This window comes from Cryocola sp. 340MFSha3.1, assembly GCF_000383315.1.
Lineage (GTDB): Bacteria > Actinomycetota > Actinomycetes > Actinomycetales > Microbacteriaceae > Leifsonia.
This window is the reverse complement of record NZ_KB911087.1, coordinates 307,023-319,184: the sequence shown is the minus strand read 5'-3', so window position 1 is coordinate 319,184 and position 12,162 is coordinate 307,023. Positions and strand designations below refer to the sequence as shown.

Below are 12,162 nucleotides of genomic sequence, written 5' to 3'. Positions count from 1 at the left end.
AGTGTGCCCGAAAGACAGCGGTCGCGATCCCCCGCGCTGGGCCAGCGGGGACAGGGCCCCGTGTGAGGTGGCCGCGCCGAGCGGCACGTGCTGACGGCGGGTCAGGCCTCGTCGTAGTCGGACGCGTCGGCCTCGATCGTCTGCGTGATCGTGGCCGAGTCCTCCTGGGCGTTGTAACGGATCTCGGTGCCGTCGTCGAGCGTGACGACCGGTTTGCCCTCCAGCCAGGTGAGCGTCCAGCTCCAGCCGTTCGTCTCCACATCGGTGGCGACAAGCTCCTCCTCGACGGTCTGCACGGCGTACGCCACGACCTCGGGCAGGGAGGCGGGAGGCTGCTCGCCGACCGCCCAGCGGGTTCCGAGCTGCATCAGGCGCGTCCCGCCTCGACGCGGGCGGACGCCAGGTCGATCTCGTAGGTCACCCAGGACGTCCGGCTCGCGACCTGGTCGTAGAGCTTCTGTGCTGTCGAGTTGTCCTGCGCGGTGATCCACTGCACGACACCGAGCCCGCGCTCCTCGGCGAGGGAACGGGCCTTCTGGATGAGTGCGCCGCCGACCCCCTTGCCGCGCTCCTCCTCGACGACGAACAGGTCGTCCAGGAACAGGCCGCGGTCTCCTTCGAGCGGGCGGGCGAACTCGCGCATGTGGGCGAGCCCGAGGATGCGGTCGCCGTCGACGGCGACGTAGCCGTCCTCCTCGTGGTCGTCGGCGGTGAGCCACGACCACAGGACCAGGGCCTTCTGGTCCGTCAACTGGGTGTCGTAGAACTCGGCGTACTTGGCGTACACATCGAGCCAGGCGAAGAAATCGCCGTCCTTGACCGGTCGAACCTCGATCGACATGGATTCCTCCGTTCGCGTTTCGCGCCCGGTCGCGAGACCGGTGCGTCCTCCGACCATATAACGGTCACGTTCAGGGGACGAGATCGTAGGTGACCCACTTGGTCTTCTCAGCGAACCTGTCGTAGAGGCGCCGAGCGGTCTCGTTGTCCTTCGCTGTGATCCAGCGGACGACCGACAGGCCGCGCTCCTTGGCGCTCTCGCGCAGGGTCTCCAGCAGGGCGGAGCCGGCTCCGGCGCCGCGCGCGTCGGGGCTCACGAACAGGTCGTCGAGGTACAGGCCCTTGCTGCCGTCGAGGGGGCGGAGGAACTCGCGCACGTGCGCCAGGCCGATCGGCGTGTCCTCCTCGTCGACGGCGAAGTACGCCTCCAGCTCGTTGTCCGGGTCCGAGATCCAGCTCCACACGAGCAAAGCCTTCTCGTCGGTGACCGGTCGCTCGTAGAAGTCGCCGTAGCCTGCGTACAGGTCGAGCCAGGTGAAGAACTCGTTGTCTCGTACGCGCCGGACCGTCGCCGTCATCGTTCCTCCTCGCTCGGGGCTGCGGCGAGCAGGATATCGGTCACCTGCAGCTCGTCGGCGGAGGCGAACCGCAGGTCGGCGATTCTGCCCACAGAGCGGAGGTCGCCCGCGGCGGACTCGACGGCCGCGATCTCGTCGGCTGGGCCGGCGATGACCGCCGAGTCGACCGGCGTGCGCTGGGACGCCTTCGCGGCCGTCTTGGCGCCGCGGATGCCCGTCAGGGCGCGTCCGACGATGGCGAGGACCTCGCGGTCCGCGCTCCAGTCGAGCGCCACCTCCCGGGCCTCGGGCCACGGCGCCACGTGCACCGAGCCTTCCTCGGACCAGCTCCACGCCTCCTCGGCCGCGAACGGCAGCACGGGGGCGAACAGCCGGAGGAACGTGGAGAGCGCGACCCGGAGGGCCACAACCGCGGAGGCCTGCTCTGCGCCGGCCTCGCCGTACGCGCGCTCCTTCACGAGCTCCAGGTAGTCGTCGCAGAACGTCCAGAAGAACGGCTCGACGATCTCCAGCGCCCGGGAGTGCTCGTAGTTGTCGAGCGCGGCCGTCGCGTCCGCCACGACCCCGGCGAGGTTCTGTAGCATGCTGCGGTCGAGCGGGCTGGTCACCCGGTCGAGGTCGAGCGACTCGGGCGCGTCGAAGCCGAGGATGAACTTCGCCGCGTTGAGCAGCTTGATCGCCAGGCGACGGCCGATCTTGATCTGCGTCGGGTTCTGCGGATCGAACGCCGCGTCGGTGCCGAGCTTGCTGGAGGCCGCCCAGTACCGCACCGCGTCGGAGCCGTGCCGCTCGAGGATGTCGGCGGGCGTCACCACGTTGCCCTTCGATTTCGACATCTTCTTGCGGTCGGGGTCGACGATGAAGCCGGAGAGGGCGGCGTTGCGCCACGGAGCCACGTCCGCCTCCAGCTTCGCCCGCAGCAGGGTCGAGAACAGCCAGGTGCGGATGATGTCCTGCCCCTGGGGCCGCAGGTCGTACGGGAAGACGGCGTCGAACAGCTCCGGGTCGCGCATCCAGCCGCCCGCCAGCTGTGGGGTGAGGGAGGACGTCATCCACGTGTCCATCACGTCGTGCTCGCCGACGAAGCCGCCGGCCTGGCCGCGCTGCGCCTCGTCGAAGCCGGGCGCGGTGTCCGAGGACGGGTCGACCGGCAGCATCTCCTCCGACGGGAGGATCGGCTCGTCGAACAGCGGGTTTCCGACCGCGTCGAGCGGGTACCAGACCGGGATCGGCACACCGAAGAAGCGCTGGCGCGAGATCAGCCAGTCGCCGGTGAGGCCGTTGACCCAGTTCTCGTAGCGGATGCGCATGAAGTCGGGGTGCCAGTCGATCTCGCGACCCAGCTCGATGAGCCGGGCGCGCAACTCCTCGTCGCGCGCGCCGTTCTTCACGTACCACTGGCGGGTGGAGACGATCTCGAGCGGCTTGTCGCCCTTCTCGAAGAACTTCACCGGGTGCTGGATGGGCTTGGGCTCGCCCTCGAGGTCGCCGGAGGCGCGCAGCAGCTCCACGACCGCCTGCTTCGCCGAGAACACGGTCTTGCCGGCCAGCTGGGCGTAGGCCTCCCTGCCGGCCTCCGACATGATCGCCGCGGGCGGCTCGGGGAGGATGCGGCCGTCGAAGCCGATGATCGCCCGGTTCGGGAGGTCGAGCTCGCGCCACCAGGTGACGTCGGTGACATCGCCGAAGGTGCAGATCATGGCGATGCCCGATCCCTTGTCCGGCTGGGCCAGGTGGTGGGCGACGACCGGCACCTCGACGTCGAACAGCGGGGTGCGGACGGTCGTGCCGAACAGCGGCTTGTATCGCTCGTCGTCGGGATGCGCCACCAGCGCCACACAGGCGGGCAGGAGTTCCGGGCGGGTGGTCTCGATGTGAACAGGGCCATCGGCGCCGTGGAACGCGACGCGGTGGTAGGCGCTCGGCTGCTCGCGGTCCTCCAGCTCGGCCTGCGCGACGGCCGTGCGGAAGGTGATGTCCCACAGCGTCGGCGCCTGCGCCTGGTACGCCTCACCGCGCGCGATGTTGCGGAGGAAGGCCAGCTGGGAGGTGCGGATCGAGTCGCGCCCGATGGTGCGGTAGGTCTGCGACCAGTCGACGGAGAGGCCGAGCGTGCGCCAGAGCGCCTCGAACTGCTTCTCGTCCTCCTCGGTCAGCCGCTCGCACAGCTCGATGAAGTTGCGGCGCGAGATCGGCTTCTGGTCGGCGGCCTTCGTGCTCTTGTTGTCGCCGCCCTCGAACGGCGGCTGGAAGTCTGGCTCGTAGGGGAGCGACGGGTCGCAGCGCACGCCATAGTAGTTCTGCACCCGGCGCTCGGTGGGCAGGCCGTTGTCGTCCCATCCCATCGGGTAGAACACCTTCTTGCCGCGCATGCGGTGGAAGCGTGCGATCACGTCGGTGTGGGTGTAGCTGAAGACGTGGCCGATGTGCAGCGACCCGGAGGCCGTCGGCGGCGGGGTGTCGATCGAGTACACGCTGTCGCGGCCGGCCACGAGGGCGGCGTCACGGTCGAACAGGAAGGTGCCGTCGTGCTGCCAGCGGTCACCCCACTTCGACTCGAGACCTTCCAGTGCGGGCTTGTCCGGTACGCGAGCGGCGGGCGTGTTCTCGCTCATAGGGGTCCTCCGAGTCGATATGTGCGGCACCGTGTCCACGGGGTGCCTGAGTGTGGGATCCCCTCCAGAGTACCGAACCTCGGGTGCGAACGCGTCAGGACGGCACCCGGCCGGGTGCCAGACCAAGCGTCAGACCGTGCGTCAGACCTCGTCGATGATCGGCTTCCGGCGCGCGGCGAGCAGGGCCGCGACCAGGGTGATCGCCGACATCACCGCGAGCACGATCCCCGGGTGCCACCAGGCGTTGCCGGTGGCCTTGCCGAAGATCAGGGTGAGCGCCGGGACGAACGACGTGAGCAGCGCGGCGAGGCTGTAAGCGACCGAGAGCCCGCTGTAGCGCACCTCGCTCGGGAAGAGGTCCGACATCAGCCCGCCGAGCCCCGCCCACGACAGGGTGGGCAGAATGCCGCCGATGATCATGCTGCCCACGAGGATCGCGAACGACGCGGACTGCAGCAGGAAGTACATCGGGAAGGCGACGATCAGGGTTCCGACCGCGCCGATGGCGACGACCTTCGCCGAACCGATCCGCGTCGCCCAGAGGCCGAACAGTGGGATGGTGACCAGCTGCAGCAGACCGCCGATGGTCGTGGCGACCAGCAGATCCTGGTACTTGAAGCCCAGCACCGACGTGCCGTAGTCGACCATGTAGGTGTTCATCAGCGAGTAGGAGCCGATACCGAGGACGGCGGCGCCGATCCCGATGACGAAGCCCGAAGGCGCCTTGCGGAACACGTCGATCACCGGGAAGCGGTCGCGCGTTCCCGTCTCGAGCAGTTTGCGGAACACCGGCGTCTCGTCGATCGACCACCGCAGGTAGAGCGAGACGAGCAGCAGCGGGAACGCCGTCAAGAAGGGGATGCGCCATCCCCAGGCCGCGATGTCCGCGGTCGACATGGTGAGGGTGAGGACGATGAACACCACCGCGCTCAGGATGGAGCCGACCGGCGAGCCCAACTGGGGGAGTGCCGCGTAGAAGCCGCGCCGCTTCGGGTTGGCGTACTCGGTGGCCAGCAGGATGGAGCCGCCCCACTCGCCGCCGACCGAGAAGCCCTGCAGCAGACGCAGCAGCACGATCGCGATCGCTCCGAACCATCCGGCCGCCGCGTAGGTCGGGAGCAGTCCGACCAGGCCGGTGCTCAATCCCATGATGAGGATGGTGATGAGCAGGGTCGGGCGGCGTCCGATCCGGTCGCCCAGGTTGCCGAACACAACAGCGCCGATCGGGCGGATGACGAAGCCGGCGGCGATGGCGAGGAACCCGGCCAGCGCTCCGCCGAAGGCACCGAGCGGCGCGAAGAAGAGGGGGCCGACGAAGAAGGCCGCGAAGTACGCGTAGAGGTAGAAGTCGTACGACTCGAGCGCCGTGCCGACGAACGAGGCGATGGTGACGCGGCGTGCGGTGCCGGGGGTGATGCCCGGGCGGTCGGTCTCGCTGCGGACGGGGCTGGTGGTGGTTGTCACGGGTGTCCTTCAGAACGGATTAATATGTGGACCGGGTCCAATAATGGCACGAGAGGGGAACGCACGATGGCGCTGCCGCATTCCCCGCGCTCGTCCGGCTCCGGCCGGCCGCGCTCCTCGTCCCGCGAAATGCTGGCCGAGGCGGCCGCCGAGCTCTTCCTCGAGCAGACGTACACCGGCACCACGGTCGACGACATCGCGCGACGCGCCGGCGTCAGCCGGGCCACCTTCTTCAACTACTTCGGCTCCAAGAGCGACCTGCTGTGGCTGGAGGTGGATGAGGCGCTCGCCGCCTTCGACACGACACTCGCGTCCGTCCCGACCGAGCTGGCGCCGATGGATGCGGTGCTCGACGCTGTCACGCGCCTCGCCGACACCTTCGGCCCCGGGCGGCTGCCGCTCGCGGTGACCCAGGTGGAACTGATGGGAACCGACGCGGAACTGCAGGCCTCCGCGCTCCCGCGGTTCCTTGCGCTCGTCCGCAGCCTCCAGGCGTTCATCGCTTCCCGCGCGGCGCTCGGCGCCGACGCGCTCCTCCCGCGTGCCGCCGCCACCGCGGTCGTCGGAGCCGCCGTCTCGGCCGCAACCGCGTGGGCGCGTGCCGGCGTCCGCCGCGGCGCCCTCACCCCGCTCGTCCGGACGGCCGTCGCGCCGGTCTGCCGCGGCTACGCCTCCGCCCTCTGAGGTGCTCGGCCCCTCGCGACGCACTTCGTCGCGAAGTGCACGTCGTTGCGGTCTCGGACGGCGTGTCGACCGCAACAAGGTGCACTTCACGGAAAGCCGGACGCGGAGGGGCGTGGAGCGGATAGGATGGAGGGCACAGGCATAGATCCGGGTATCGCCGGGGAGTCTTCGGAAGAACGGCGGACGCGCGAGCGGCGCTCAGTAGAACCGAACGGGGCCGGCCCGTCACAGCCGAAGAATGAGAGGCCCTTTCCGCCACCGGCGGCGGGTGGGGCAAGCGGGGTGGTACCGCGACGGGCGTGCGAGCGTCCGGCGTCCTCGTCCAGCACGAGAACCTGCCAGGAGTGAGATGCCGTACCCCAAGTCCGCGCCGGACTCGCCGCACGACGGCGAGCAGCGCCCCGACGTCACGCCGAGTCCCGTCTTCCCGGAGATCGAGACCGACGTCCTGAAGTTCTGGGACAAGGACGGGACCTTCCGCGCCTCCATCGACAACCGCGCCGACGCCGAGGAGTGGGTCTTCTACGACGGCCCGCCGTTCGCCAACGGCCTCCCGCACTACGGCCACCTGCTCACCGGGTACGCGAAGGACGTCTTCCCGCGCTTCCAGACGATGCGCGGCAAGAAGGTGGAGCGCCGCTTCGGCTGGGACACCCACGGTCTGCCCGCGGAGCTGGAGGCGGAGCGGCAGTTGGGCATCACCGACAAGAGCCAGATCGAGGAGATGGGTCTCGCCGCGTTCAACCAGGCGGCGAAGGACTCGGTGCTGCGGTACACCCGCGAATGGCGCGAGTACGTCACCCGCCAGGCGCGCTGGGTCGACTTCGACAACGACTACAAGACACTCGACACCACGTACATGGAGTCGGTGATCTGGGCGTTCAAGCAGCTCCACGAGAAGGGCCTCGCCTACGAGGGCTACCGCGTGCTGCCGTACTGCTGGCGCGACCAGACCCCGCTGTCGAACCATGAGCTGCGGATGGACGACGACGTCTACAAGATGCGTCAGGACCAGACCGTGACGGTCACGTTCCCGCTGGTCGGCGAGAAGGCCGAGGTTCTCGGGCTCACCGGCGTGCGCGCTCTCGCCTGGACGACGACCCCGTGGACACTGCCCACCAACTTCGCGCTCGCGGTCGGCCCCGACATCGAGTACGCGGTGCTGCCCTCTGGCCCGAACGGCGCCGCCGACTCCAACGGCAGTCCGGACCAGGAAGTCCTGAGCGGCCGCTACCTGCTGGCGAAGGACCTCGTCGGCAACTACGCCAAGGACCTCGGCTATGAGTCGCCGGCCGACGCGCTGGCCGCGATCACCGGGACGCTGAACGGTTCCGAGCTCGCCGACGTCGAGTACGACCGGCTCTGGGACTACTACGCCGACACCGAGAAGTGGGGCACGCAGAACGCGTGGCGCATCCTCGTCGACGACTACGTCACGGTCGAGGACGGCACCGGCATCGTGCACCAGGCGCCCGCCTACGGCGAGGACGACCAGCGTGTGACCGAGAAGGCCGGCATCCCGGTCATCATCTCCGTGGACGACGGCGGACGCTTCCTCCCGGACGTGCCCGACGTCGTCGGCCTGCAGGTGTTCGACGCGAACAAGCCGCTGACCCGCCTGCTCAAGGAGCGGGGCCGGCTGCTGCGCCAGGCGAGCTACGAGCACTCGTACCCGCACTGCTGGCGCTGTCGCAATCCCCTCATCTACAAGGCGGTGTCGAGCTGGTTCGTCCGCGTCACCGACTTCCGCGACCGGATGGGCGAGCTCAACCAGCAGATCACCTGGGTGCCCGAGAACGTCAAGGACGGCCAGTTCGGCAAGTGGCTCGCCGGCGCCCGCGACTGGTCGGTGTCGCGCAACCGCTACTTCGGATCGCCCATCCCGGTCTGGAAGAGCGACGACCCCGCCTACCCGCGGGTCGACGTCTACGGGTCGCTCGAGGAGCTGGAGCGCGACTTCGGCCGCCTTCCCCTGAATGCTGCGGGCGAGCCGGATCTGCACCGCCCGTTCATCGACGAGCTCACGCGCCCGAACCCGGACGACCCGACCGGCCGATCCACCATGCGCCGCATCCCGGACGTGCTGGACGTGTGGTTCGACTCCGGGTCGATGCCGTTCGCGCAGGTGCACTACCCGTTCGAGAACCGCGACTGGTTCGACAGCCACAATCCGGCCGACTTCATCGTCGAGTACATCGGGCAGACGCGCGGCTGGTTCTACCTGCTGCACACGCTCGCGACGGCCCTCTTCGACCGCCCGGCGTTCAAGAACGTCATCAGCCACGGCATCGTGCTCGGCAGCGACGGACAGAAGATGTCGAAGTCGCTCCGCAACTATCCGGACGTCAACGAGGTCTTCGACCGCGACGGCTCCGACGCGATGCGCTGGTTCCTGATGTCGAGCCCCGTGCTGCGCGGAGGCAACCTGGTGGTCACCGAGGAGGGCATCCGCGAGGGCGTCCGCCAGGTGCTGCTGCCGCTGTGGAACACCTGGTACTTCTTCTCGCTGTACGCCAACGCGTCCGGGTACGAGGCGAAGCGCTCCACCGCGTCCACCGACGTGCTCGACCGCTACCTGCTCGCCAAGACGCGCGACCTGGTGGAGGCCGTGACCGCCGACCTGGATGCCCTGGACTCGACCCTCGCCGCCGCCAAGCTGCGCGACTTCGCCGACGTGCTCACCAACTGGTACGTGCGCCGCTCGCGCGACCGGTTCTGGGAGGGCGTCAGCGAGGACGGCAGCGGTACCGAGGCCTTCGACACGCTTTACACCGTGCTCGAGACCGTGACCCGCGTCGCCGCGCCCCTCCTCCCGCTCGTCAGCGAGCGCATCTGGAAGGACCTCACCGGCGGCCGCAGCGTCCACCTCACCGACTGGCCGGAGGCCGCCGAGTTCCCGGCGGACGACGCCCTGGTGGATGCGATGGACCGCATCCGCGCCATCAGCTCCACCGCGCTGTCGCTGCGCAAGCAGGCCGGCAAGCGTGTCCGGCTGCCGCTCGCCTCGCTCACCGTCGTGGCGCACGACGCCGCCGCGCTGGCCCGGTTCGAGGGCATCCTGCGCGACGAGCTCAACGTGAAAGCGGTCGAGCTGGTCGAGCTGCAGGACGACAGCGCTGCGCACTACGGCATCACGAGCAAGCTGACCGTGAACGCCCGCGCTGCCGGTCCGCGACTCGGCAAGCAGGTGCAGCAGGTCATCCAGGCCGCCCGGGCCGGCGACTGGTCGGAGACCGACGGTGTCGTCACCGTCGGCGGGGTCGAACTGGTCGAGGGGGAGTACGACCTGGTGCTCGAGACCGCGTCGGACGGCGACGGGACGTCGGCCCTGGCGCTGCTCGCCGGCGGCGGGTTCGTCCTGCTCGACACCGCGACCACCCCGGAGCTCGAGGCGGAGGGGCTTGCGCGCGACATCATCCGTGCCGTGCAGGACACCCGGAAGGCGGCCGGACTCGACGTCAGCGACCGTATCCGGCTCGCCCTGACGTTCGAGCACGAGGACGACGCGCGCGCGCTCGACCTCGCGGGAGACGTCGACATCGCGACCGAGACGCTGGCTCTGGCGGTGCAGGTGTCGGCCGCGGGAGCATCGACACCGGAGCAGCCCGCGTACGAGCAGCAGTTCGGCGCCGGACAGTTCGCCAACGCCGGGGCGTTCACCGTCGGCGTCACCAAGCTGAACGAGGAGGAGTCGTGACCGACGAGGACGACTACCGCGACCGCGCAGAGGCCGTCTACCAAGCGCTGCTCGCCCGGGTCGGCGAGGGAGCGCCAGAACGGCGGCTCGACGCCACCCGCCGTGCGGTGGAGCTGCTGGGCGACCCGCAGCGCGCGTACCCGATCATCCACGTCACCGGAACCAACGGGAAGACGTCCACCAGCCGCATCGCCGAGAGCCTGCTGCGCGCTTACGGCCTCCGTACCGGACTGCTCACGAGCCCCCACCTGGTGCGCTTCAACGAGCGCATCGTGATCGACGGCGAGCCGATCGAGGACGAGGCGCTCGTACGCAACTGGGAGGACATCAGCCCGTACCTGGAGATCGTGGATGCGGAGCTGACGGAGGCGGGCAAGGCACCGCTGACGTTCTTCGAGGCGTTGACGGCCCTGGCCTTCGCCGCGTTCGCGGATGCGCCGGTCGACGTCGCGGTCATCGAGGTCGGCATGGGCGGCGAGTGGGACTCCACCAACGTCGGGGACGGCCAGGTGGCCGTATTCACCCCGATCGCGCTCGACCACACCAAGGCGCTCGGCGACACCGTCGAGGAGATCGCGCGCACCAAGTCCGGCATCGTGAAGCCGTCGGCCGACGTCGTGTCGTCGGCGCAGACTCCCGAGGCCGACCGGGTGCTGCGGGATGCCGCGCTGCTCACCGAGTCGACCTTCGCCGAGCAGCCGGGCGACTTCGATGTCGCATCGACCCGCGTCGCCGTCGGCGGACAGCTGGTAACGGTCCGTGGGCGCGCGGCGACCTACGAGGACGTCTTCCTCCCGCTTTACGGAGACCACCAGGCGCAGAACGCAGCCGTCGCCGTTGCAGCGGTGGAGACCTTCCTCGGGCGCGGGACCCAGCCGCTCAATCCCGCCCTCGTCGAGGAGGGGTTCGCCACGGCCACCTCGCCCGGCCGCCTGCAGCTGATCGGCATCGAGCCGAGCATCCTCGTCGACGCCGCGCACAATCCCGCCGGCGCCGCGGTGCTGGCCGAGGCGCTCCGCAGCTACTTCGACTTCGACGAGATCACCTTCGTCGTCGGCATCCTGGGCGACAAGGATGCGCGCGGCGTCATCCGAGCGCTCGCGCCGGTCGCCACGCAGTTCTTCGTCACGCGTCCCGACTCGGAGCGGGCGCGGGAGGCGGAGGACCTCGGCGAGCTGGTGCGCGAGGAGGTGGGCGACGAGGCGACCATCGTCTACTCGGACCCCATCGACGCGCTCGAGTCCGCCCGCGACTGGGCGGGCGAGGAGGGCCGCCGCGCGGTCGTCGTGGCCGGCAGCATCGTGCTGGTCGGCCAGGCCATGGCGTACGCCGAGGAGCAGGAGTGGAAGAAGGCGGCGACGTGACCGACGCCGGATCCGCGGGCGACGCGCCCGAGCAGCCCGCGAGCCAGGAGCGCGCCGGCCGCCCGCGCCGTCAGCGATCGCTCCGCGAGCTCCTCGGCTCGATCGTCCTCGGCTTCGAGCTGCTCGTCGTCTTCCTCGGCGCGCTCGTGCTGTTCGGCCTGGGCTCGCTGCCCGCCGGCGTCGCACTGGGCGGGGGAGCGGCGCTCATCGTACTGATGATCGTCGCGATCGGGCTGCTGCGGAACACCGTCGGCGTCGTCCTCGGCTGGATCGTCCAGGTCGTCATCGTGGCGGCCGGCCTCCTCGTCCCCGCCTTCTTCATCGTCGGCGCGATCTTCACCGCCATGTGGGCGTACTGCATGATCGCCGCCGCACGCATCGACCGAAACAACCGGGCCGCGGCTGCCGCGGCCGACAATGGAACGGAGAACCCATGACCAGTGCCGTCGAAGAGACCCTCGTCCTCATCAAGCCGGATGGAGTGGCCCGCGGGCTGACCGGCGAGATCCTGCGCCGGATCGAGGCGAAGGGCTACTCGCTCGTCGACCTGCGGATGCTGCAGGCCGACCGCGACCTGCTCGCGCAGCACTACGCCGAGCACGAGGGCAAGCCGTTCTACGAGCCGCTGGTCGAGTTCATGGAGTCGGGCCCGATCGTGGCCATCCGCCTGGCGGGCAACCGCGTGATCGAGGGCTTCCGCTCCCTCGCCGGCGCCACCGACCCGACGACCGCGCTCCCGGGCACCATCCGCGGCGACCTCGCCCGCGACTGGGGCCTCAAGGTGCAGCAGAACCTCGTGCACGGCTCCGACTCGCCCGAGTCGGCACAGCGCGAGCTCGGTCTCTGGTTCGGCTGAGCCGACACCTACACGAGAGGGAGGCGCCCCCGGCCGCTACGGCCCCGGGCGCCTCCCTTTCGCGCATCCACCGGCGTGTCGCACCGGATGCTCCTCCGTTTCCCGCCGCCTTGTCTTGCGCGCG

The 12,162-nt window shown here is 69.7% G+C and carries 10 protein-coding genes; 5 read left to right on the top strand and 5 right to left on the bottom strand.

Annotated features, from left to right (window positions below):
• Positions 1-101: 101 nt before the first annotated feature.
• The 5 genes from H284_RS0101515 to H284_RS0101495 form a co-directional block, all read right to left on the bottom strand.
• Entirely contained in the window at positions 102-368 is a 267-nt protein-coding gene (locus H284_RS0101515; RefSeq protein WP_020074908.1) for a hypothetical protein, read from the bottom strand.
• Positions 368-841 (bottom strand): GNAT family N-acetyltransferase, encoded by a 474-nt coding sequence (locus tag H284_RS0101510; protein ID WP_039731167.1) that lies wholly within the window; start codon positions 839-841, stop codon positions 368-370. The genes H284_RS0101515 and H284_RS0101510 overlap by 1 nt, the downstream gene beginning before the upstream one ends.
• Positions 842-911: 70 nt before the next feature.
• On the bottom strand, positions 912-1,358 hold the full coding sequence (locus H284_RS0101505; RefSeq protein ID WP_020074906.1) for a GNAT family N-acetyltransferase: 447 nt from the start codon (positions 1,356-1,358) through the stop codon (positions 912-914).
• The gene (valS, locus tag H284_RS0101500; RefSeq protein WP_020074905.1) at positions 1,355-3,973 is read right to left on the bottom strand and encodes a valine--tRNA ligase; all 2,619 of its coding nucleotides are present in this window, start codon (positions 3,971-3,973) and stop codon (positions 1,355-1,357) included. The genes H284_RS0101505 and valS overlap by 4 nt, the downstream gene beginning before the upstream one ends.
• Before the next feature lie 141 nt (positions 3,974-4,114).
• Positions 4,115-5,437: an MFS transporter gene (locus H284_RS0101495; protein WP_020074904.1), complete on the bottom strand. Its 1,323-nt coding sequence runs from the start codon at positions 5,435-5,437 to the stop codon at positions 4,115-4,117.
• 66 nt (positions 5,438-5,503) lie between these two features.
• On the opposite strand from H284_RS0101495, the gene H284_RS0101490 reads away from it, so the two are divergent.
• From H284_RS0101490 to ndk, 5 genes are all read left to right on the top strand, one after another.
• Positions 5,504-6,121 carry a TetR/AcrR family transcriptional regulator gene (locus tag H284_RS0101490; protein WP_020074903.1) on the top strand — a complete coding sequence of 206 codons (618 nt, stop codon included), beginning with the start codon at positions 5,504-5,506 and terminating at the stop codon, positions 6,119-6,121.
• Positions 6,122-6,470: 349 nt separating this feature from the next.
• Positions 6,471-9,818, top strand: a complete 3,348-nt coding sequence (gene ileS, locus H284_RS0101485) for an isoleucine--tRNA ligase (protein ID WP_020074902.1) — start codon at positions 6,471-6,473, stop codon at positions 9,816-9,818.
• The gene (locus H284_RS0101480) at positions 9,815-11,182 is read left to right on the top strand and encodes a bifunctional folylpolyglutamate synthase/dihydrofolate synthase (RefSeq protein ID WP_020074901.1); all 1,368 of its coding nucleotides are present in this window, start codon (positions 9,815-9,817) and stop codon (positions 11,180-11,182) included. The genes ileS and H284_RS0101480 overlap by 4 nt, the downstream gene beginning before the upstream one ends.
• Positions 11,179-11,619, top strand: a complete 441-nt coding sequence (locus H284_RS0101475) for a DUF4233 domain-containing protein (RefSeq protein ID WP_018190809.1) — start codon at positions 11,179-11,181, stop codon at positions 11,617-11,619. Before H284_RS0101480 ends, H284_RS0101475 begins: the two co-directional genes overlap by 4 nt.
• A complete protein-coding gene (ndk, locus tag H284_RS0101470; RefSeq protein ID WP_018190810.1) occupies positions 11,616-12,038 on the top strand; it encodes a nucleoside-diphosphate kinase in 423 nt (140 codons plus the stop codon). The genes H284_RS0101475 and ndk overlap by 4 nt, the downstream gene beginning before the upstream one ends.
• Positions 12,039-12,162: the final 124 nt, after the last annotated feature.